General features: G+C 32.9%; 14 protein-coding genes. 1 reads left to right on the forward strand and 13 read right to left on the reverse strand.

What is annotated here, in order from left to right; all coding sequences use genetic code 11:
- Nucleotides 1–249: 249 nt before the first annotated feature.
- The 7 genes from ABD940_RS02045 to ABD940_RS02075 form a co-directional block, all read right to left on the reverse strand.
- Entirely contained in the window at nt 250–1,521 is a 1,272-nt protein-coding gene (locus ABD940_RS02045) for a hypothetical protein (RefSeq protein WP_345199992.1), read from the reverse strand.
- A gap of 716 nt (nt 1,522–2,237) precedes the next feature.
- On the reverse strand, nt 2,238–3,287 hold the full coding sequence (locus ABD940_RS02050) for a leucine-rich repeat domain-containing protein (protein ID WP_345199993.1): 1,050 nt from the start codon (nt 3,285–3,287) through the stop codon (nt 2,238–2,240).
- 126 nt (nt 3,288–3,413) lie between these two features.
- On the reverse strand, nt 3,414–4,451 hold the full coding sequence (locus ABD940_RS02055) for a leucine-rich repeat domain-containing protein (protein ID WP_345199995.1): 1,038 nt from the start codon (nt 4,449–4,451) through the stop codon (nt 3,414–3,416).
- A 24-nt stretch (nt 4,452–4,475) separates the two neighbouring features.
- Nucleotides 4,476–8,189: a phage tail protein gene (locus ABD940_RS02060; RefSeq protein ID WP_345199996.1), complete on the reverse strand. Its 3,714-nt coding sequence runs from the start codon at nt 8,187–8,189 to the stop codon at nt 4,476–4,478.
- 352 nt (nt 8,190–8,541) lie between these two features.
- Entirely contained in the window at nt 8,542–8,919 is a 378-nt protein-coding gene (locus tag ABD940_RS02065; RefSeq protein ID WP_345199997.1) for a hypothetical protein, read from the reverse strand.
- Between the two features lie 56 nt (nt 8,920–8,975).
- Complete coding sequence (locus ABD940_RS02070) at nt 8,976–9,146, reverse strand: hypothetical protein (RefSeq protein ID WP_345199998.1); 171 nt, start codon at nt 9,144–9,146, stop codon at nt 8,976–8,978.
- Between the two features lie 350 nt (nt 9,147–9,496).
- Entirely contained in the window at nt 9,497–9,682 is a 186-nt protein-coding gene (locus tag ABD940_RS02075) for a hypothetical protein (RefSeq protein ID WP_345199999.1), read from the reverse strand.
- A 715-nt stretch (nt 9,683–10,397) separates the two neighbouring features.
- On the opposite strand from ABD940_RS02075, the gene ABD940_RS02080 reads away from it, so the two are divergent.
- Complete coding sequence (locus ABD940_RS02080; RefSeq protein ID WP_345200000.1) at nt 10,398–11,060, forward strand: S24 family peptidase; 663 nt, start codon at nt 10,398–10,400, stop codon at nt 11,058–11,060.
- A 126-nt stretch (nt 11,061–11,186) separates the two neighbouring features.
- Here the strand turns inward: ABD940_RS02080 and ABD940_RS02085 are convergent, their stop codons facing one another.
- The 6 genes from ABD940_RS02085 to ABD940_RS02110 form a co-directional block, all read right to left on the reverse strand.
- Nucleotides 11,187–15,392 (reverse strand): hypothetical protein, encoded by a 4,206-nt coding sequence (locus ABD940_RS02085; protein WP_345200001.1) that lies wholly within the window; start codon nt 15,390–15,392, stop codon nt 11,187–11,189.
- 110 nt (nt 15,393–15,502) lie between these two features.
- A complete protein-coding gene (locus tag ABD940_RS02090) occupies nt 15,503–15,763 on the reverse strand; it encodes a hypothetical protein (protein ID WP_345200003.1) in 261 nt (86 codons plus the stop codon).
- A 4-nt stretch (nt 15,764–15,767) separates the two neighbouring features.
- Nucleotides 15,768–18,728, reverse strand: a complete 2,961-nt coding sequence (locus ABD940_RS02095) for a PKD domain-containing protein (RefSeq protein ID WP_345200004.1) — start codon at nt 18,726–18,728, stop codon at nt 15,768–15,770.
- Nucleotides 18,729–18,740: 12 nt separating this feature from the next.
- Nucleotides 18,741–21,620: a hypothetical protein gene (locus tag ABD940_RS02100; RefSeq protein ID WP_345200005.1), complete on the reverse strand. Its 2,880-nt coding sequence runs from the start codon at nt 21,618–21,620 to the stop codon at nt 18,741–18,743.
- Nucleotides 21,621–21,644: 24 nt separating this feature from the next.
- Entirely contained in the window at nt 21,645–24,695 is a 3,051-nt protein-coding gene (locus ABD940_RS02105) for a baseplate J/gp47 family protein (protein WP_345200006.1), read from the reverse strand.
- Between the two features lie 84 nt (nt 24,696–24,779).
- The gene (locus ABD940_RS02110; protein WP_345200007.1) at nt 24,780–25,190 is read right to left on the reverse strand and encodes a GPW/gp25 family protein; all 411 of its coding nucleotides are present in this window, start codon (nt 25,188–25,190) and stop codon (nt 24,780–24,782) included.
- Between the last annotated feature and the right edge of the window lie 115 nt (nt 25,191–25,305).

Consider the following 25,305-nt stretch of genomic DNA (forward strand, 5'->3'; position numbering starts at 1 on the left):
ATTGACTTTTTGAACCAATGACCATTTATATTTAAGAGTTCAAAATTCAGCTTTTTTTCAGTCTTATAAAAGTTTTCCGACCTGTGCATTCTGTAGTTGCAGTAACTCCTATTTACTTAAAATCAAATAACTTACTCCATCTACAAAACTTTTCACATTTATTTTCTCTGATGGAGTAACTACGAAATATTATCATCCAATTCTTTATAAGAGGATGAAAAGAATCTGTTTTTTGTTTATTTTCAATATTTAAAACTCATATATAATCAGCCAGTTATCATCATGTCTTTTAGATACTAAATATCTTTTTCCAGATTTTAGTCTATAAGTGGTATCTTGTTGTAGAGTTTCATATCCTGTTTTAGTATCAATTGAAATTACCCTTCCTGCTTCAGCTTTTATCTTTATTACTCCATAATCAGATGATGCGGATTCCATCATTATCCAATATGGTTTTTCGTTGCTTGGATTATTTTTAATCGTAATAGTTCTTTCCTGATTCCAAAGTTGAATGATATCAGCAATCGTTCCATCAATTTCACTCCCCGAATGACCATATAAAAAAGAAAGTCTTGAGGCTTCTCCACCACTGCTCTTATTTTCCCAACCGAATGTTCCATCAGATTTAGCAACAATGTTTTTTGTAAAAGTAGAATCCGCCTGTGGAAGTCGATGGACTTTTAATGAAGAATCAAAGTCTAAGGTTCTTTCTACAAAATCTCCACCTATAAGGGGAAGTGTCGTATTATGATTTAGTACTGCTTCTGATGAATGTATGACTAATTTATTATTCGTATTACCTCCTATCGGAGCATTTGATCCAATTGTAACATTATTATTCCCTTTTAAATTATTCGGCAAATCAGACGTATAACCTGATCTAAATCCTAAAAAAGTATTATAATTATATTCTTGAGTATGTTTGGTTCCACCATCAACATATCCTGAATGACTACCCAAAGCAGTATTACCGTAACCTCCTATGAAATTATTCATCGCCACTCTACCTACAGCGGTATTATTGTGTCCTGTAGCAAAATAATACAGAGTAGCCTGCCCTACTACAACATTCCAGTAGCCTTCTTTTAAGGCAATCATCGAACTCGATCCTACTACTGTATTTCTAATGCCTGTTGTCAGCTTCCATAGCGCATGATTTCCTAGTGCTACATTTCCGTCTCCGGAGGTAACATCCTGTAATGCACCATACCCAAATGAGTGATTGTAAACTCCAGTATGATCGGGATTCATATTTCCAATCCATGGAGACCAGGTTTTGTGATTGACTCTTAACTCAATTTTAGTAGAAGGCGATGTCGCACTGTGTACTAATTTAATTCCTTGCTCCGGAACTACATTATTTCTATTAATAACAGTTGCTAATGTTTCCTCTGGTAGTGTATCTTCTTTTTTATGCCAATAAGAATCTATAAAATCTGAAAATTGACTTTGTGTAGGGTATTTACCTGTTTTAAAATAACTTTTCAATTCCTCTCTCGTGGGTAATTTATTTTCGTCCATAATACTTTAATATTTTTAGTGATATGCTTTTTTAAACTAATTATTTTTGTCTCTCTTATTTTTTACATTTTAAAGTCCAAAATTCCTTATTTTTTCATTCTTATTAAAGTTTTTTACCCTGCCTATTCTGTAGTTACAGTAACTTGCAGTATCTCTTTCAAAAACATGGATAAATGTATTTATCGATTTAAACAATTCATTTAGTTGTAAGATAAAATCATTAAGTAAAAAGAGATTTCAGATATCATTAAATAATAAAGGTTCGGATTGTAACAATCCGAACCTTTATTTAACTGTATTTTGCGAAATATTTTATTTTTCGCGAAGCTGAGTACAATCTATTTTAAAGAGAAAAAAAGTGAGCTTTGTCCATTCTTTTTTAATTTCTGATGTTGTATTTAACAAACTGTCTGCGACAGTCAATAACATCTTAAATCAACATAATCTAAATATCATGTTTTAATTTCCCAGATATGTTTGTTGGAACAGATAATTTGAATATTAACTATTTTTTATAAAATCTGTCATTTTACCGGATCTGCAAATTTCTCCGCGTCATCATTTTTGCCAGATTTATATTTTATGTCCAACATTATTTATTTTTTATATAATTATTTTTATAATCCATCAAAATTATTTTCTAATATTAATTTGACAGCCTAATTTCAGATAAAAAAGCCCTGTAAAAACAAGGCTCTTATTATATTCTTATTATATTATAGAAACAAATCATTTGACATAGGAAATATTCTTGGTACAAAATGATCCGCCTCAAATTTGATGGTAACATTCTTTGGAACATCTTTAATCTCTTTGATATAATTCCCTGTAAAACATAAGGAAATAAAACATTCGGAAACTAAATTAGATAAAAAAGACGTATCAAACTCTTTAATTTTATTGATCTCGAAAGTTAAAAACTCCAGATTAATAAGATGATCTAAATTCTCAACTTTGGCGATCTTATTTTCACTTAAATTTAATTTTTTTAAATTTTTCAGATTATCCAATCCTTTTATTTTTGAAATCTCATTATGGCTTAAGTCTAATACTTCTAAATTTTTCAAGCTTTCCAAACCTTCAATTTCTTCTACATGAGTACACGAAATAAGAAGTTGTTTAAGATTGTGTAAGGTATCCAAACCCTCAATTTTGTCTACCCGACTTCCATTTACTCTCAATTCTTCCAAATAGGGAAAGCGCTCCAAATCGGTTATTTTTTCAATTTTAGTTTCTCCAATATTTAAAGAACGGATATTTTCATTAACATTTATCTTTTTTATATGATCAATTTTAGTCAGAGTGACATCTAACCGCTGTAGGAACTTTAAATGTTCCAAACCCTTTACTTCGAGATACGGATTGCAACTAATATATAATATTTCCAAATTAATTAAATCGCCCAACAAAGAAGTATCTTTAAGTTCAGTTGCTCCCAAATCCAGATTTTTCAGACTTTTTAAATCTCCTAAATACCTAAAGGATTTTTCCGGTAATTTATTGCCTGTTAAATCTAATGTTTCTAACCGTGAAAAAGCATTTAATGGACGTAATATTTCCACATTACAATATGGAATGGCTAATTTAACAAGACTGTCTGCTATTGGTAATAATACATCGATATCCTTTAAATCAACCTTATTTAAATATAATGTTTTAATATTCCCATCTTCATCTACATCATAATAATTTTCCCAGATGTGTTCTTTGGAATGATTAATTTGAATATCAAACTCTTTTTCAAGTTTTTTTATAAAATCTGTCATGGTTATTTTGAAATTTCTCAGTTTAAGAGCTTAAAGATAATCCTTTAATAAAAAAGCGAAACTTCTATTGGAAGTTTCGCTTTAAAAGCTTTTTAATTTATTTTTTGAAGATTATTTAAACAAAGATTATTCAAAAATCTCTCTGGGAATTCGATACAATGATGTAGGCCATCGATAATCGTCATCATAATTGATTTTAACATTTTCGGGTGTAACCTTTTGAATTCTTTCTATTTCCATCATGTCTCGCATGTATATATAACATTCTGAAACTAAATTGTGAAAAAATGCAGTATCAAAATAAGTAATTGGCTCATTGGCTTCCAATAATAAAAGTTCAAGGTTTATCAGATTATCCAAATTCTCAACTTTTGTTATTTTATTATTATTAAGACTCAACCATTTTAAATTGGTTAAGTTATCCAATCCTTCTATTTTTGAGATTTCGTTCAAATGTAGATCTAAAACCTCTAACTTGGTCAAGTTTTCCAAGCCTTCAATGTACTTTAACCGCCATGTAGAAATGAAAAGCTCTTTAAGATTTTTCGAAGCTTCTAATCCTTCTATTTTTTCTACTAAAGTACCATCCAGATTAAGGCTTTCCAAATTAGGAAATTTCTCCAAATGCGTAATCTTTTCCAAATGAGTGCCTTTTAGATTTAGTACACGAATATTTTCATTTGCACAGATATTCTCAATACTATTAATACAGCTGTTAGACACATCTAAATGATATAATGATTTTAAACCTTCCAGCCCTTTTACCTCATCAATCTCATCATTTCCGCCAATAAATAACATCTCCAAATTATTAAGAATACCGAGTGGTGAAGTATCCTTAATATTTGTTCCTCTTAAATCTAGTTTTTTCAGCTTTTTCAAATAACTTAAATCTTCAAATGCATAACCATATAATTCATTTTGCCTTAAGCTTAAAATTTCCAATCGAGTAAACAATTCTAATGTCCCTAAACTTCTGATATTACAATCTACGACTGCCAAGTTAACCAAACTGTGTGCAACAGGCGATAAAACATCAAGATCTTTTAAATCAACCTCATCTAAATAGAGTGTTGTAATATTTCCATCGTTATCTATATCATAATAATTTTCCCAGATATGTTCTTTGGAATAGATAATTTGAGTTTCAAACTTTTTTTCCATTTTTTTTATGAAATCTGTCATGTGTTATCTTCTTTTTTTTGTATTTCTATATCGGTTTTCTAATTCTTTTTCCTCTTGTTCTAATAGTAAATCTGAAAATCTTGCCTCATTATCTTCTCCTTCAGGTTCACGTTTCATATCTCCATGTAATTCATCCCTTAAAATAAACATTGCAAATGAAAAACAATCCACATGTCCTAGTGCATATTCCTTTTTTCTCCATTTCGCCTCATATGTATCTATTTTTGAACTATTAATTTTTGCAACCAAATTTTCATTTACATTTATTATAATATATTGCTTTTCTAAATAAGTTTCAGTATCAAGGCCTCTTTTTCTAGCTCCATCAGGATTTAGTTTAGGAGTTTGTACATTAACTACTTTTAATTTAGAATTCCTATTTATACTTATTTTCTTACCTATTCCTTCAAGATCCAGCATTATTCCCGTTGGTAGAATAGCTCTAAAATGTTGTATTTTACCATCATTATATTTTAGTTTTTCTCTAATTATAGCTGCCTGATTGGGTCTTAGCGGAATTTCTTCTCCATCTACCATTCTTAATACCACAACGTGTCCTTTCAAATCCGGATTAACTTTACCAAATATATAAGCCCAAGTCCCAGCTGAATCTACTTTTTCCGTAACAACCTTTAACTCTTTTAGTTCATAAGTTTGTTTTATATTTTCTAAACGTTTTTCTCTCTCTTCTAGAGTTAAGCTCTCATCTTTTAATAGAAGTGTCCCTTCTTTTACCCCTTCCTCTAAATCCCTTTTCTTTTCTTCAGTAGTACGAAGATCTTCTCCTTTTTTCTCCTTCTTCTCTTTCTTGTCACCAAAACCAATCTTCCCAAGCAGTCCCTTAGCCTTCCCTTTAATAAAGTTCCAGAATTTGACGATCGCATTCTTAATACGCAGACGTATCTTTTGGATCACACCAATCACTTTATCTGCCAAACCGCCAAGATTTGCCAATGAAGCTAAAAAGCCAATCAATACAGGAATTGATCTTCCCAAGGCATTTTCTACAGCTTTTGCTACAGCACTCACATTTCCGCTTGCAATAGCTTTGATACCTTCCGTAAAGGCTCTTACCAACTCCATGATCTGTGCCGCCTTCTGAACGAAGAATTTCACCAAATCAATAATCATCATTGCCGCTTTTATAAATGCTCCAGCCGGAGTAAGCAAGCTCATAATAATTTTGATTCCCGCCTGTATCGCCTGCGTTTTAATGATATCAATAATGGTATCCATTACCGTAGCTTTAATATCCGCAAACTGGTCTTTCACATGTTCCCAAAGTCCGGCAAAGCCTTCTTTCTGAACAATCTGTACCATTTTGAAACTTCCTTCAAGACCCTTCATCGCAGGTTCTCCCAGTATGTCTGCTCCTATACCTCTGATGTCGGTCCATGTTAAACCAAGTATCTGAGAACTGATTGAGAAAATACCTTTTAATGAGAATATATCTTCCGGCAAAGTGAAAGAAATATTTTTCATTGCTCCGGTCAGCCATCCGAAGAAACCTGTCTTAAGGTGTGTCCAGATGTTCGTTCCGAAGTTAGTAAATCCTTGTGAAACTCCAGCAATAAGGTTGGATAAAAATCCTATCGGGTCTGCAACAATTGCCATTACCGCACTTACCGCTCCAGAAAGTAATTCGGTAAGCGTTTTTCGTATTTCCATGATCGTTTTCGCTACGCCTATTGTTGCATCTTCTACAGATGCCAGGAATCCGCGATTACGCTTTTTAATATCAACAATCAGTTCATCAACTTCCTTCAGCGCACTGTTGTACTTGGTTGTCAGTGTATCGATTAATGAAGATTCTTTATCACTGATAGAACTTTCAAGTTCTTTAAACTGTCCCTGAATAGAGTCAATATCTCCTTTAATGGCTTTTCTTACATCTGCAGGAAGATTTTTAATAAAGGAAACCACTTTCTGACGTCCGGAAGTAATGGAAGCTTTAGCAGCATTTAATCGTGTGGTTACCAATTCTGCAATTTTAGTAATAACCCCATCCATCGCAGTTATAAAATTATCCCGTCCCTGTTTATAAAACACATTTACTTCATCCGGCAATTTTCTATTCCAAGCATCTGTCAAGCGTTTGCCATAATTTTCATAATCGTTCCAATCTCCATAACGTTTGGCTTTATACGCCTCTAATTTTTGGGTTACTTCCTTCTCAAAAGCATCTTTGGCCTTTTTAGCACCATCGTCAAATAACTGCCCTACTTTAGTTTCCAGATCGTTCAACTGTCCGTCTACAGATTTTTTGGTCTCTGCATAAATAGTATTTAACTTTTCAACAACATCCTGATGTTTAGCTGTATTTTTCTCACCGGCTTTATGCTGTTTATTGGTTACACTATCCAGCAATCCTTTTCTGCTTTGGTGCATCCCTTCCATCGTGCTGTTGGTTTTGCCCTGCGCTGCCTGCTTAGAAGCTTCCAGCTTTTTATTTTCAGCATTTTTAAATTCTTTAGGAGCATTTTCGGCGTTCTCTTTGGCGGCTTTTTTAGCATTGAGAGCATTAATAAAATCCGGCTCATTAGAATTTGCCAACTGCTCATCGGTGATATGATTTTTAGTAAACTGCTGTTCAACCGCCTGATAACTTTTAGCAATAGGCTCACTTAGTTCGGAATCACCTCGTTTAGGCGGCATAGCATCTGTAGCTTTTATATTGACTTTTGAGCCTATTTTCGGATCAGGCAATGCCGTTGCTTTACGCTGTGCAATTTTAGCCTCATTAGGTTCTTGCTTAGCAACAGATTCTATACTTCCTGTTACGCTATTTTTGGATGCCATTACATCTCCTTTAATCAATCCGTTGACAGCATTGATATTATTACGTTTTTCAAAATTATCAGCATCCTTCTCGCTTACAGGTAAATTCACTTTATAAATCTTTTCCTTCAATTTCGCCTTGAAACTGGTCGCACTGAAAGCCCCTGTCTTCTGCTGATCCAACTGTTCTACTTTCTGACCTTTTGCTTTCGATTTTCTTTCTCCGACAGGTACAGCTGCAGCAGTATTGGCGTGAGTTTCGGCTTTTTCTTTCGTATTGTGAACCCGTTTTGCCTTTGCCGTATTTTTAACTAAACCTACAGTCTGGTTGAATTGCGGATCGCTATTCGGACTGGTAGGTGTAGTTCTCACTTCAGCTTCCTGCTCGCCAGGTAAAGTAAATTCTGCGCTCATATCTGATGCAGCAACAGAATCCTGAACAGCCTGTGCTTCAACTGAATCTGCAGATTCTGGCTTCCCTGGAACGGCTGTTTCAGAATCACCTTGATAACTCTGAGCCATAGCTGCCTGTTCCTGTAAAGTCTTTGGAAGATAAGTTCCCGATTTAAGATTGTGATAATCTTGTATCTGATTGACATTTAAGGTTGCCATATAACCTTTTTCTACCTTCTTAGTATCGGGATGATTGATATCGCCAGTTTCTACAAGACTTTCCTGCAGTTTGCCGTACATAATCTGTGCTCCCTGATCGTAGATGGTCTGCGAACCATGAACAGCGGCAATAGTACCATTGAGATCGAGTTTATTGTTATTATTATTTGCCGATCCTATATTAGAGACCGAGCTTTCAGACATTTGTGTTTGTGTACCTACATCCTTTACTTCAGGTAGAGGTACAACCACCTGTTCTTTCGGCTTTTGTTTATTGTTACCGTGACGGGATTTATTGTCTATTTCTACAGGTTTTGCTGCTTTCATTGACTTGGTGTTTTTAATTACATATTATTTTTAAATGCATACAAAGCACAACTAATGTGTTGTACTTTATATAATATCTGTCGGATCTAAAAATGAGACCGTGTATAATGGATTTTTTAAGAATTTAAATAACCAGAAATGGTGTTTCAGCTTTGTAAGGAGAAATCGGAAATGCTGAAACACTTCTGGTATTATTCTCTTATTTTTTATGAGTTTTCAGGTTCAAAATTCACCCTTTTTCAGAAGAAATAACTAGTTTTTGAGTGATGGATTCTGTAGCTGCATCAAGTTTTTCAAACATGTTCAGCAACAGTTTTTTTTCATGGTTCTTTATTATTTAATTCTTATCAGACTAAATCACATCATCTTTTTTTTCTTCCTGTTCGTCAGCTTGTTTATTATTCTTAAAACCTTGCTGGTTTCCAATATAAAGATTCACTGTTGTATCAATCCAATTAGGCAGATTGGTAGTAATCATTTTCAGGAATTTGTCGTAGCCATAGCCAAGAACAAACAGTATTCCCGTGGAATACCATTTGTCGTGCAGATCGGCACTTTTCATTAAATAACTCATTGTGAAACCGACTATCACAACGATTATTAATGTGACAAAGTGTTCCCAAAGTCGTTTTTTTTCTTTATTCTGTATTGAGATCAATACTCTTAACAACCCTCCGGAAAACGCAATCGCGGTTCCTATTAAAAGAGCTTTTATACTATCTAAATTCATTCTTTCTTCATATATTATTTATTAAAAAATTTGATTTGTTTCACAACTTTCAGTTGCTAATCTTCCTGGTCCAGAATGTACATATCATCTAAAAATTTTTTGCTTTTTCGGATATTTTCATTTTCGTTTAGATAGGCTAATTCATCAATAAGATCGCTGATTTCCTGATCTGGATCCTGTAATTTTTCTATATTTTCGTTTTCTTTATTGTATTCGTTATTTTCCATGACTATTAAAATTTGTTATACGATACTATTTTATACTTTAATTTCTTTTTAAACAATCAAAATCAATAGTTTAGATGTTTATTCCTATACACAAACAGATTAAAAGTAAAATGCATTTTTTATCTTACTATTATTTTTAATTTAGTTGGGGACAAAATGAGAAAGACAATCTTTTATTAACCTGATCTGTATAGATATTTTAGTGATTCGAACAGTGTGAGATCTTTTCAGCTTGAGGATATAACAATTTCGGATCTAACTTGAGGATATATCATTTATAAAAAATTGTCTTATTTAATTTTAATGTATTATTGTACTGCAAAAGCACAAGTTTGCTTTAGTACTACAAATTAATCCTGAAGCATAATGTTATATATTGTTCTTTCCGATAAAAACAACATTTCTGTCAGCTCTGTTACAATTACTTTCATCTGTTTATCTTGATTACGCTTTACATAATCGTTGACGAAATCTTTTCTTTTCTCTATTAATTCTTTGCTACGTTTCATTTTTTCAAGGTTAGATTTGGTGTTCATGAATTAGACAAGTTTTCGTATTTCTTAATTTTTATTCCTTAAGCAAAGTCCGTAAGAGACCACAAAAGCATATTTTAAGCCTTTGGAAAAATGTCTGATATTATTTAATTTTTGATTTTTCAGAAGTCGATACAGATATCTTTTAAGAGAATGATGTATTAACTTCTTTCTTTTAAATTTTACTTTTTATAAAAAATCTTACTATCAGTTATAATTAATCGATATTTTTATATACTGAACAGCAGTATCAATTTACATTTCCTGGTTTGTTTTTATAAATAAGAAATAGCTTAATGACTGGATTTTGTGTTTAATGATTAATCAAAATGAAATACATTATTTTCATCAGATTAATTATTTAAAATATGCACAAAAAACTTTCTATCAAATTAAAAAAACCGCATTTTTTACATTTTTTAATTTATAAAAATTCTTTTTTGCTTAATTAGCGCTGATAAAACAAAAAAGAAAAACCAAGCTACAAAATATACTTAACATTGAAATTATTATTCAAAAAACCGATTAAAAGTGATTTTATTTTAACTAATCAAAATTTTTCAAATATTAATTCAACATTAAATTATAAATATAATTTTGTATATTTGTCGTATTATATTTTAATTCTGAAACAAATATACGAACAATGTTCGTATATTTAAAATAAAAAAGCAACTATTTTACGTGTTTTTTTTATAATAACGATAAACATATCAAAATGACCAATTTAGAATTCAAAGAGATAAGAAAGAAGCTAAAAATGAAGCAGGCTGATATAGCAGAATCTATAGGAGTTGGTGTAAGAGCCGTTCAATATTGGGAAAAAGGCGAACGAAAAATACCTGAGACCACTGCTTATTTTGTAAAAAATCTGCTGGAGGAACAACAAAAGAAATCTAAAAACAGTGCATCCCCTGTTGTATTTTCAGATTTAAAAGTCATGTATGTTCCACTTGCCAATCAATACGCACAAGCCGGTTATCTACATAACTTCGCAGATGAAGAATATATAGAAAGCTTACCGACAATTCCTTTTACCGACGATATAGAACACCGAGGTGAGTACATGTGTTTTGAAGTGAAAGGAGACAGCATGGACAATGGATCATATGAAAGCTACCTAGAAGGCGACATTATTTTATGCCGAAACATAAGACAAGATTATTGGATGAGTAAGCTGCATTATGACAAATGGGATTTTGTGATCGTCCATAAAGAGAAAGGAATTCTAGTAAAACGAATTATCAGCCATGATGTTGAAAGAGGTATTATCACTCTTCATTCTCTAAACGAATATTATGATGATTTCGAAATCCATCTGGAAGATGTTGCGAAACTTTTTAATATCATAAGCACGAGACGTAAAAATAACAGAAGATAACTGCAACCTTATATTGAATAAAAATCCTCAAAAATTTGAGGATTTTTATTTTTTAAATTAATGCTTTTTTAGAATTTTAGAGATTTTCAAGCTAAAATTACTTGTTTACATAATAAAATCTTTATTTTAAACATAAATTATTTTAGTATTCTTTAATAATATATCATCCAGTGATGCACTTTCTATTTTTACTAATGCATTCTGTGTAAACTCTGTTTTTGGACCACTATCGCAAGAACCAATAACCATTTCTCTGTTATATTTTACAGATTGACTGGCTTCAAGAACTATATCAACATTAATTTCTCCGTTAACACTTACATTAATTGGAATTGCTGTAACTTCAGGATCTCCATCTGCGATCTGTTCTACATAAGTTAGACTTGTACCATCTGATTGTTTTACGATTTTCCCATCTCCATTTACCAAAATACTTGCAATTGCTCCTGAAGGAGTACCAGTCAAGCTGAATATCATCGGGACATCAGATTTATTTCCTGTTAATGTAAAAGATAATTTACTTTGGTTACATTTATCCAAACTTTCATCTCTTGCGTTTTCAGTATATATAAATTCCGGTTCACTACAATCAGCACCCTGGTATATAGAAAAATTATGCTCAGCTGAAATACCATTACATACTTCACCTTTATTCAAAAATAAAAGCTGTGAATCTATATGTAAATGTGCCGGGCTTCCTTCTGGAGATGCAAAAGATTTATATTCACTAATTCTAACTTTGATTTGACCAGCTTGTATCGGTGTATAAGTGAATGGTACAGATTTATGTCCTGTAAAGCCACTTTGTAAATTATTTGGTACTTCAAAACGCTGTAATACTTCATTATTAGTTCCTAAAACTTCAACGGTATTAGCAAAAATATCATAACATCTTCTATAATATATTTCATGAGATAAATCCATTGGTTTACCAACTGCAGATGCAGTAACATCTACTGTTGCAGTTACCCAACCACCTGGCGTAACAGGTAGATTCGTAATATCTAATCTCGCATTTTTAACATTAGACAAATATTCACAAACTGAAACCTCTGCTTTTTCTTTAGTATAAGTAATTGGAAGTGAAGCTACCGTATTATTACTTTTGTCAATAACAACTGCCTGATATTGTTGCTTACCTTCTGTATTAATATAATCTGTAAATGTAGTCGTGGTAAGCTTTGGAATAAATACATTCCAGGCACCATTATCAATACTTTTCAAAATCTGAATATTTGCAATATCATCATCAAGATCAGTTGCATTAACTTTAATTATATAATTACAAATAGGGTCTGTACAAGTTTTTTCTGATACTGAATCATCTCCCCATGTTATTGATACTGTCGGACGGTTATTTCCTTGTTGAGTAAAAACTATTTTCATCTCATCAGAAGCAGTCTGTCCTGAAGAATTATTAGCAGATAACTTCAATACATAAGTTCCAAAAGTATCTGCTTTAAAAGTCGTAGCCAAATTTGCCGTATTTCCAAAACTGAAAACAGATCCCGCCGGACTTGATACAACTTCCCATAAAGTAGTACCTAATGAACTACCTGTACTTACTGCACTTCCATTTAAATTCACAATATATGAGGCAAAAGCTGTTTGAACTGTATTTGGAGCTACCCATTCATCAGGTATTCTTATTTCTCCTTCTGTCGCATTATTAAGTTCTGAATAAGGTACACTTAATATATTGCTGAAAATTTCCGTTGTAGTGCCCAAAATATAAACACCCAGTCTGAAATCAAGTATTTCGCTTTGATTTGTAATATTTGTAAAAAGTAAATCTGTAGCAGAGCCATTATAAACTGAAGCCCCATCAGAATACCATGCGCTGCTTGACTGCTTTTTGTAATACAGCCTACATGCGTTTATATCAGTACCTAATCCGTTTTCTATTCCTGGTTGTATTAAAAATTTATCTCCTGCATTCGCACCATAGCCTGGAGGCGAACCTGCATTTTTAATTTTTCTTAAAACAGGTGTACCATATTTCATAGCTACTTTAGTAAAAGTCTGATCCTGACCGGCATCAACCGAAAGATTGCTTGGAACATCATACCAATCGCTTATTGCAATATCCTCAGAACATCCGCCGCCGCTTACACTTACTTTTATGGTTGGAATTTTTCTAGGCGAAAGATTATAGAAAGCGTAACTAACATTACCCTCTGAATCCGGATTTAAGATAATTGGATTTCCGTTATCCAAGAAATCCCAGCTGTACTGATAATCTGTAAAATTATCTCCGGAGACTTTAAATTTCACAATAGTCGTTACTGAATCACTCTCAGGATATGAAACTTTTTCAACAACAATTTTTACATTCGGTTCTGTAATGACTTTAATACTGCAATCGGTAGGTTGTCCGTTGACACTGAAGCTGATTGGCTGGTTATGCAATTCCGGGCTTACTGATGCCGGATCAAAGAAGTATAATCCTTTGATTAATTTTACACCTCCATCTAAAGGAGATTCAACATTAGCAGTTACGACGCCATTGAAAGGTAGTACTGTGAAAGGAATAAGACCTGCCTTAGCACAAATAGTGTTTTTTGGTAAGCTCAAATTAATTTTAACTTTTGGTGTACAGCAGATATAAGAAAGTGAAAAGTCTGCAACCACCGTTTTATCATTTTCATCGTCTCCGTAAATCATCACAAAAGTACCGCCTTTTACGACTCCATGTCTATGCTCCAGTCCTGAATATTTTTCTATATATTCATTGAAATATGCTTTTGAAAGGTCTTTATTTCCGATAAGCTCGTCAAAAGAAAGAAGCATAACATCAAATCCTAATTGCTTTTTATCTCTTATCTGCTTAATCTGTTCGAAAGCGTCCTTGTAATCCATACCTTGATGACCTTCAATATTGTAAAAGCCATTTTGATCTATATTAAACTCTAAAGGTTTTTGAATATGTATATCCTGAGAAAGCAAATCAGCATTATATGCTAAATTATTTTTGAATGATCTATGGCTGGTTTTATCGAAATTCCATGCTTTTAAAAAATCTTCCGTAACCTGATAGTAAAAAGGAATTGCCTTATTTCCCAGAGAATTTAATTTCTGTGAAGGAGTAATTTTAATCTGTGCTTCTTCCTCAACATCAACTGTATATTTGAAATTATATACTTGTTGATTAAAACGATTAATTAATGTCTTAACTTTTTGTATTCCTCTTTCATCATCCAAAATCGGTGAATAGTAAAACTGGTGTCTTGAAGAGTCCAGCTGAGTTTCTGACACTAATTTTCCAAGCATAATATGTTTCGGAAAAGAAGTGAAATCCGGAAGCTCTTGAGTAAATGTTTTAGGAAGCAATTTGATAATTTCGGAATACGTATCCATTAAATCTTTTACTACATCATAAGCATACTGAAAACCATATTTTTGATCAAGACAATCCTCCAATACACTTTTAAAAGTTAGATGACTAGCAACCGACAATCCCATCATTTTAGAGATCTCGTAGATTTTTTTGAAAACATTTTCTCCGTATCCGTTTCTTTCTAAAACTTCAGTGTAAAGGTTTTTTAAATCGAAAGAAGAGAACTTTTTCTTACTTCCCTGTTCCAGAATAAGTCTTTCCAAAATAACACGCTCCTGCTTTATCTCTCCTAATATATCCTCTATAAACAAAGGATGTGGCTGGAGATTATCTTTTGCAAAAATATAATTAATACCCTGAGCTGTTGTAACCAATACTTTGAGATTTCGAATCTGCTGAATTCCATGATTATCACAATCGACACCTCTACAAGGTCTGACTTCTTTTTCATAGCTTTCCAGATACAGCAGCAAATATTTATCTTCTAAATTTGATAAGCCATTGATAGGATTAAAATCTGAAGTTGCTTCCTGAGCTGTTGCCAATTCCCAAAGCTGAATCTGATCGTCATTTTCGTCATAAAATGCAGGATAGTTCACTTTGAAATTATCATAAGCTTTAAAGTGTGTGTAAGTTTTACTTTCAATATTGATCGTTTTCAGATCGCTTACATATAATTCCTCACTTATTTTACTTGTATTATTTAAAGTAAGTAAATCTCCATCGGTTGTAACCGCTACTCCCTGAGAGAGCTGTATTCCGCTAAGCTTTTTATTTGAGTAAATAAGATCCGGCTTAAGACCGCATACTACACCTACGCCCTGTAACATTATTCTGGACAGGCGATCTTGGTCTTCAAAAAAATCTAAAAATTCGTTGAATTGAGTAAACTCAATGTATTGTCCTTTGCTAAATTTACGGTATTGGATCGATATATCACTTAATTTAATAAACTCACGGTATTCTTCCGGTATATTATTTAATTGATTATTCATTATTGTTCATTTTTAATGATTTGTTAAGATGATTGTAAATAACACCCTAGACAGATATATGTTCCTAAGGTGTTATTGTGATTATTTTCCCGATTGAATTGTTACAAAAACTATTGGCAACTTGGACATTTACAATGATGAACCTTAACTACTTTTTTTGTTAACGTAGCCAAATATTCTTTATTTTTTTGGATAAAGGTGTCTGCTGTTTCAGTGATAAGGATTCTCTCCTCTTCAGTATCGAAACTTACATACACTACACCATTCAGAATACAAATCTGCTTTATATCTATAACTGCATTGTCTGTTGTCAATAAGCTGTTTATCTCTATAACATTTCCATCTTTCTCGTATGTTTCAATCAATTTCATAATATTATGGTTTTACTTCTCCTGTACAAGGATTAATGGTTAAGAAATTATTTCTTGGACATCCGTCATAAATTACAACTCCACCCAATTTCAATGTAGTCCATGCAACCCCATCGTGGCAACTTGCATCCGCGCATACTAAAGAGAATGATATAAATCCTGTTCCATTCGGATCTGATGCAGCGATATTCTGTGCATTTGTTGGACTTATGTGTATTGTATTAATTCTGTTTGGACCTTTAAGTTCGCCATTTGGACGTAATTGACCAGTCTGAAGAGAATCACTAGTATTATTCAAGTTTACCTCACCAATTTTATGCACCCCATTGGCCATTAAATTAAATTTTGCACTATCACATCTGTGCCCTCCAGGGCATGGACCTAAAGTTTCATTATATTGAACGGTAATCTCCAAGCTTGATAAACACTGAATCAGTGATTGACCTTTCAGTTTTATCGGCGCTATTGCATATTGTTTGCTACATCCGTTATCATTACTTACAGTCAGTATCGGACTAAAGGTATCTTCTTGTCCTGCTACCAGATTATATATATGAGACTGGGTTACAGTTCCGTTTGATTCCGGAGTAGGTTTATTTATTGTAACTGATTGACCATCACCGAAATTCCATGAATAATTAAGATTTCCTAAATTGCTTCCGGAAAGACTGAATGTTACCGTTGCAGATGGATTTGTCGGGTTTTCACCATTTACCGGAGTACCTGTTGTTACCACAAGATTTGGTTCTTCATATACAACCATTTGAGCATCTACAGGATCATCATTAACGGTGAACGTAATTGTTTGTCCAAAATAAGCTGCACCAACCAAACCAGGATCAAAGAAACTCTGTCCTCCGGTTTGTTTAATTGCAGGTATTTGTGTACCATTTACAAATGCTTTTACCTGACCATCCAATGGAACAATTGTCATAAGAACAGGTCTCTCGCTTTGGCAAAGTTTACCTGACGGTAATGATAAAAATACAGGATCTTTTTTAGAACAACATAAGTAAGGTAAAGAGAAATCCGCAAGAACCTGATTTTTTGTCTTTGATTCTGCAATTAAAACAAAAGTTGCACCGGGTTCTACTCCCGAAACATGCTCCAAGCCTGATTTTCTCTCTAAGAATTCGCTTAAAAGCTCAGTAGTAATTTCTTCTTTTTTAGGATCTTCTTTTACAACAGTCACGTCTTCTGATGATCCTGAAGTTGTTTCAAATTTAGCTTTATTTAATAATCTTAATTGACTGTCCAATTTGGATAAGTTTAGTAAAGTATCTTTTGAATCGCCAGTTTTTTTGCTGATATCATTAGAAATTGATAATAATTGATTTCTAAGTTCTTCAATGGACACTTTTTTAGGCTCTGTAACAACCACATCATCTCGTTTTTCACCATCATTTAAAAGCAATACTATAACATCAAAAGCCAACCCATATTTCACTTTAAGATCATTGATATTTTGTACCGCAGTCTCAAAAGGCAATCCTAAATGACCTTCAATTCTGTAGAAGTCATTGTTATCGATATTATAATTCAACGGATTTTGGACAAAATCTTCCACCGCTAAATTGGCTGTATGATAACTTAAATTATAAGTTTCCCTATCGGTTTTTGTTCTTTCGAAGTTCCATTTATCCAATAATGGTTTATCAACATTATAATAATATGGAATTGCTTTGTTACCCAATCTTACGTAAAGATTAGAAGGGGTAATTTTTACAGGTCCGATGTACGATTGAAATCCGTTTATTTTCTGAACAAAACGATTAGCAAGCATTACGATTCTTTCGTAGTTCTCATCATCATTCGTAGTTACAGGTGAATTATAAAAACCGTGACGGAAAAGAGTATTTTCTCCTAATTCCAGCCCTGCTCCTGCAGGACCTAACATAAGATGTTTCGGAAATGAAGCTATATTCGGGCAACATTCAGCATTCAGATGTAATATCAATCCTTTTATTTCATTGTATGTATCGATTAAGTCCTTTAATAAATCATATCGGTATTGATAATCATCCAATCTTGGTGATGTTGTAGACAGTAAATCCAGCAGTTTTCTATCAAGAGATTGCCCTCCAAGGTTTACACTTACATTAAAGGTACTTGCAATTGAGCTAAAACCCTCACTTAAATCAGAAAAAGTACTGGTAGCATTCTGAAACCTTTCTTTCAATAATGACGCTGTATTAATAGTCGAATCTAAAATAACTCTTTTAGCCTCAATATTCGGCAGATCGTCAAAAAGCTCCTGATAGACATTGTGAAGCTTATAAATGCTGTCTTTTGCATTACCATTAGCCATAAGTTCTCTAACAGATTCTGAATCTGCCAAAAGCACTTTAAGATTAGAAACCTGCTCTGCTCCAGTATTATCACAATCTGCATCTTCGCATGGTGTCTCATCATTGGAATAGCTTTCTAAAAAAAGAAATATAATTTTATTTTTTAAATTATCTATGTCTTTTACCTGCTTAACATTCCTGACATCAATTAATTCATTATACTCTTCCTGTGTGATCAATTCTACAAGAGGAATCTGAGAATTTCCGATACGAAAATATTCGTATTCTTTTTCATCAAAATATTCTCTATAATATCTATAAATTTTGGCATCGAAATCGATAGTAGCTTCTGATGAACTGCTTCCTTTTTTGCGCAGTGTTATTAAATCTCCGTCTGTAGTAACCCCTGCTCCTTGTGTAATAACAATAGTATTGCTATAATCTTCGGCTACTTGGTCGTCTTTAGGAGCACTTTTCCCTAAAACAGTTGCGTTCAATGGATCTATGAACATTGATTTAAAACCGCATACTACACCTACACCGCTCAGACGAGTTCTTGATAGCCTGTCCTGATCTTCAAAATAGTCTATAAATTCGTTCAATTGTCCTTCGGTTAACACTTGATTTTCGTTGAACTTTCTATATTGGATTGTTAAATTATCTAATTTAGCATTCATTGTTTTTGATTTTTATATGTTTGATTGTCCTAATATTATTTTTCCGTCTAAGCTGTCATCATCTTCTTTTGCACAGTCTAAAAGTCTTCCTGGTCGATAAATATTATTTAAATTAGAAAGAGCGGTCAGTAAATTATGAATGCTGTTTCCTAAATTTGATAGTTTGTTGTTTGCTTTATCTGAAAGATACTTTTTAAAAGCAATTTCAAATTCAGACAGGTCGTTTTGAGCGGTTTGTTTTTCGCTCATTCGGTCTCCGACCCAGCAAATTTTCGCTAAAATATGCGCTGGAATTTCCTGTCTGATCACCGTTTCTGCATAACGTCTGAAATCGGGATCCTGAAAACGATAAGCAAATCCTGGAAGAACGACACTCACTCGATAAGAATAAGGATCAAAAACATCTGTTTCGCAATCTTCATCACAAGAAGACATGAGAGCATCAGAATATTCTATAGGGTTGGTTACAGAACCTTCATTTTCGGGCACTTTAAAAGTATCTCCCAAAATCATGTAACCAATACCTTCCATATCTTTAAATATTTTAAAAGTATCTTCTATAGACATACAACCAATACCACCAATAAGTTTATAATCTTTAAATGTTGGCTTCAGTAATAAATGCTCTACAAGAAAAATTCCTTCTTCAGTAAAATCATATTTAAAATATCTTACAATCTCTCTAATTCCATCTTTCAGTCCTTTCAACGTGGAATAAGGATTGGTCATTTTATGAGTGGCAATCACATTTCGATCCTCGGTATCGTCCAAGATTTCAAAATAATAGTTATCTCCTGATGAAACACGGATTTTAATATTTCCAATTACGCAGTAATTATTCAGACATGTTTTTAATTTATCTAAAGTATCTTCAACATCATCCTCATTTAATACTTTTAATGCATTCTCAAGATCTTCCTCATCTATCTGAATGGTCTGATAAACCGCTTCATGCAAGTTTTTCGTTGCCGCATATTCAATTTCGAAAGTTTTTACAGATGATAAAGTAATATTATTACCACTGGCATCTTTCATTTTCCATGTATAGCTTGCTTTACCATTACCAATTTCCGTCTTAATAATAGAGATCGGTGTTTGAGACAAATTTCTTTGAGTATAATTTTTAATCCCCAACAAACGGGCAATCCTTTTTTGTACCCCGGAAATATTATTTGTATTCCAGATATCAGAATCCGAATCCAATGTGAAATTGTAGCCTAATCCTCTGTCTTTGCTTAATGATTTATATTCTTTCAAGAAGCTTTCTTTATTACTCAGGACAATTTCATCGGCAGATTTTCCATACAATGATTTCATTAAGAAGGTATAATCACTGAATGTTTCGGCAAAACGAGAGATCAAATGATCTAAAACTTCATTTCTGCGTTCTACACTGTTATCCAGCTCTTCATATAATGAATCTGTAAGCTGATCATCATTATTGGTATCATAATTAAAGACCAATTCGTCAAAACCTTTAATATTTTTAAGCGCTTGTGTAAAATAGGTTCTTTTTAAAGTGCTGTTAATACTCAATACTTCTTTTACTTTTTCAAGATGCTTGAAATAGCTGGCAAGTATCTGATCAAAGAACAATAAATAACCTTTAAACTGTTTTGCCAAAGCTTCTCTCTCCTGAGTCGGATTTCCTATAATTCCTGAAATACCTACTCCGTAAGTATCCGGAAATTCGTTTAAAATAGTAGCATAGTTTTCGATATCATACGATGTTCCCTGTGGCAGAGGCAATTCTTTATCTTTTCTTGCATCGTTTCTCAGTATTTCTTCTTCTCTTTGAAGAGTTTCTATGTAATCCTGAACTTTTTTATCATTAATATTTAACGGAAGAGCACCTTTGCTGTAACTAAACGAACTTAATTCGCATAGTTCCGGTTTTCTGCCTTTTTCGATGCATATCAACCAGTCGTTTGTTTGCTTAACGGCATTATCACAGCCTGCAATAGAAATTTCATGAATTTCTTTAACACCATCAATTTTCATGATTTCACTGATGATATCAGAAAGACGAACTTCAGTTTTCAATTGACTCTTTATCAACTCTTCAGTATCAATAAAACCATTATCCAAAAGCGGTCCTTCAAAAATCTGATCTGTAGTTAAGCCTTTGTCGAGAAGCTGTTTTAATGAATAAAAATGAACTTCAGGAGATAAGTAGTTATTAATTGCCCTTGTTACTTTAGCATGTACCAACTCTTCATCAGCTTTATTTACCAATCCGATGCGTGCACATACAGCAACTTTTTGAGTTTCAACTTCTTTAATATCAACCAGATCTTCACAAAGTCCTCTATTGTCGTGATAACGTTCCAATATTTTAACTTTAGTAGCCGATTTATCACATTCAACATGCTCAAGATCAATATTTTCAGCATAATCTACGTAAAGATCATACAATCCTTTTACATTAAAGTTTTGTGTTTTATCTCCAATAGGTTCAAAATCTAATTGGCCTGTTTTGCAGTCAACATATAATGTTTCGGTTTTAGGAACCAGCCAGCAGTTGCGGATCGGTCTCTGAAGACCCGATTTGAAGCTGATATCTATAAATAATTTTCTATAGTCCAGCTCTGTTAAAGATCTTGAAGGCAAAACTTCTGTAGCCTTTAGGAACTGAGTATGAATATCTTTTTCTTTATCTTTAGAAGCTAAAATATCTTCCATATTCAGATTCATTCTCATACCAAGATCCGTGATGGCATAACTTAAAACTTCCAAAGTGGTAATACCAGGATCATGAGAATTATAATCGGTCCAGAGTTTTCCTCCTAATCCTTCTATATATTCAATACCTGTTTTGCGTAGAAAATGAAAATCTGTTTGGTCTTCGGTTTCTATTTTTTTTGGTATGCTAATGTGCTTATTTTCTGACATAATTATGTTTTCTCTTATTTATTATTAAATACATACTTGATCTGCAATAGTAACATTGTGCTGTTTGGCAGAAACCAAAATTGATTTTGGATCCACTTCGATTAAAGACTGTGTCTGTAAAACATTGTTTACAAATATTTTTATTTCATCAATGTAATCTACATAATACAATTGCTCTAAGTAGTTAATAATCTGATTAACATTTAGTTTTACATTAAAATCAATATCTTTAGTTTCTGTAAATGCCCAAGGTGATATATATTTTTTAATATCTTCGTCTAATTGTTTGGTATAAAATGTTTCATCGTACTGTTCAAAGAATTTCACCTTTGTTGCTATTCTTGCTTCTTTATAATTTGGATTAACTACCTGAGCATTTACATGCATCGTATTTAATTCATTTACATAATTTTGAATTTTATTCAGGCTGGCTCTGCTTACTCTTGGCTGATAGATATCAAAAGCGTTTTTATTTTTAATATTCGGCACTACCATCAAGGTTACGTGGCCCGGAGCCATATACGAAGTTTCAGAAGTATGATTTAGACATTTTACCTTAAAGACTTCCGAAAATTCCTGTAATACCAAGTTTTCGTAGTCCCATTGAGTAATTGCTCTGTTTTTATGTCTTAATCTTTCGCTCACACGTCTGTAAAACTCTACGTCTGTTTCCTTGTATTTACCATCAAACGAATTGTAAGGCTGGCTAACCGATTTTACCTGAGGAACTCTGGTGATAAGTTTAGTAATAGTATCTGCTTTTAATCCGTCATTTAAATGAGACAGATCATTATCCTGATTTTGGAATGTTGCCAAAACAGCTTGGGTGTAAATTCCCTGAACTTTACAAACAGCGTCATAACTTCTTCTTGATTTCGCTCGAACCCAAACCAATCCGTCGGTAAATCTTGTATGGCTTCTGTTGATATCTTTAGGAATTTTAAACTTCACGATTCCCGATTCTAAAAATTTTCTGGTATCATTCTGCAACATAGAATCCGATAAGTTGATCCATGTATTATTTGAAAGTACATGCCATTCTATATATTCTTTTTCATCGAAAGTTTCAACCAAAGCGTTTTCGCTGCCTTCCAGCATCTGGATTAATAATGAAACTGTCGTTTGTGGCATTGCATCCAGACCGATGTATAATTCGCCTCCATCCTGGTGTACAGGAACAATACTTTTTGTTTCAATTTCTTTTTCGTATTGACCGAATGCATCTTCATGATACAATTGGATTCCTTCACTTTTTGAAGCTAAGCCATCAACATCTTTTCTTAAATATGAGTAAGCACTTTCTTTCGCGCTATAATTCAGCTCTATATCTTCAGCAAAAGGAATATAAGGCTCATTAGGAATAAGTTTTCCACTTTGTGCACCGCTTGATAATGCCAATGTATACAGTTTAGGATATACATCCTGCAACGCTGATTGACTGAATGTCAATCGGATAGACTCACTTGTACCCGATTCATTGCTTGCATTATTGATAGAAAACTGAGTCTGATAGCCTCCTTCTGTTTTTTTAAATAAATCAATATCGTTTGCTTTAGGATACCAAACTTCTTTATCCAGCAATGCGGTATTGGCTTTAAAATAAGAATCAGAACCTACAATTGAGGTTTTTAATTCCTGAAAATCTGTTAAGCTGACATTTTGATTAGGTTTAATAACATATCCACTGTACAGATCTTTGATAGAATCCGGAGTATTTTTCCAATTGATAGTAATATCTGCATTTTGCCATTTTTTGGAAAATAATTCGGGACATTTAATATAGAAATTAGATCCTTTAACAGGTTGTGCAGTGAATGGATAATAAGGTTTTTCCGAATTCAAAGCTCCGTTGTCATTCTCTATTTCAATTGATTTTATTCCTTTTACATCAACTGATACCTGTATGTTTTTTATTAGTTTTTCTGAAAGTGCTTCGTAAATATCGTAGTATTTGTCTCCTTCGATCATGAATCTTACTATAGGGAAACCTGTCTGGAATGTTTCAAACAATATTTCCTTATTATATTGTACTATCGCAGGAAAATCTTTAGATAATGTAAAAGAAAGTTCCAGCTGCTGTTCTTCGTTTTTATTACATTTTAAAACAATACCCGACAACCATTCTTTTTCACCGCTACAAAGCACTTTGATATTATTTTCAATATCAGTTTTTGAAAGATTCTGTAATTTTTGAGTCGAATTTTTATTAAAATCTATTGTAAGAGTGACTGTTCTTTCACCTTCTTTTAAATCAAATAATGATGACGCTACTGAGAAGCCTAATTTAGCTTTTGAAAGCTCTTTGTAAATAGATTTATCTGAAATTGTTTCATCAGAATTATATCCGAATGGCCACCAATAGTTGCTTTCTTCCGGTATTTTTTCACCTAAGCCATCAGCTGAGTTTGCTACCGGAGCCATTCTCAGTTCTCTTTTTTCAACATCATTTAAAAGGCTTTTAATCTCAACTACTTTTGCCTGATTTGCAATGAGTTCATCATCTGTTTTGTAAACACGTTTTTTTCCGTTGACATCTTTATCTCCATCCAATAATGTCCCTTCCGGAACTCTTTCCTGAATTGCTTTTTTTGCCAATTCAAAAATCACATATACTTTATCTGCTTTGGCATCATTTTTCTCAATCTGAAGGATTTCGTTATAATAAAAATCCAAATGTCTTTTCGTTAAATTATTAAAGGCTTTTTTTGAAAAATCCAATAATTTTAAAAAGCAGACAAATAGAGTGAGCTGAGGAGTCAAGTTGCTGTCTTGTTCAAACTGGGAAATAAGATCTGTAACCTGTTTTTTCATACTTTTATACTCAACGCTTTCTCTTCTTGGAATAGCATCACCAGTATCACCACCTAAAAAGAAGTTTCCCCAGTTTCCTTGTGGTGTTGTATTATCATCTTTGTCAAAATAGTTTACACGCTGGGCAAAATTGTTTGCGAATAATAGCCAATCAAACAAATCGAAATCGTGTAATTCAAGATTGCCAGGATCTAATTCTGCTAAAAAGCGCTGCATTTGTGATTTTCCTTCACGATAATGTGAAAATGTATCTGTTTTTTTCATTTGTTTATATTTATCTTTCTATGGTCAGATGCAATACTTAATGTTTGGTAGTATTCAAAATGGCTACAGACATCCCGTAATTAATTATATTTCAGTAGCTTCTCCCTTATAAAAAGGAAAAACCATATTGCTTCTTGTATTCGTATTTCTTACTTCGTAGTCAATTTCTATCAAAACTTCTCCCTGAAGTTCTTCTTGAGTATTGATATCAATACTTAAAATATTTATTCTAGGTTCATGATATAAAATAGCACGCTCAATGATTCCTTTCATTTGAGTGACAAGCGTTAAGTCTAGAGGTTTAAAGAGCATCTCCTGCAGATCGCATCCGTAATCGGGAAACATTACACGCTCACCCGGACGCGTTGACAATAAAATAATAAGACTATTGTTGATATCTTCCACATCTGTCGTCATTGCCAGTTTTCCTTCGATCTCATTAAACTCAGGCGGGAAGCTCCAGCCTATTCCTAAAAAATCTGTATTTATTTTCATACGTTATTTTGTATATATTTGGTTGTAACATCTCGCATCTGTAACATAGAAGTTTTAATTTTTCTAACTGTTTTGTTATGGATGTTTTACATTTTTACTTTAGTCAGATAATATT

It is taken from the genome of Chryseobacterium ginsengisoli (genome assembly GCF_039542325.1).
Classification (GTDB): Bacteria; Bacteroidota; Bacteroidia; order Flavobacteriales; family Weeksellaceae; genus Chryseobacterium; species Chryseobacterium ginsengisoli.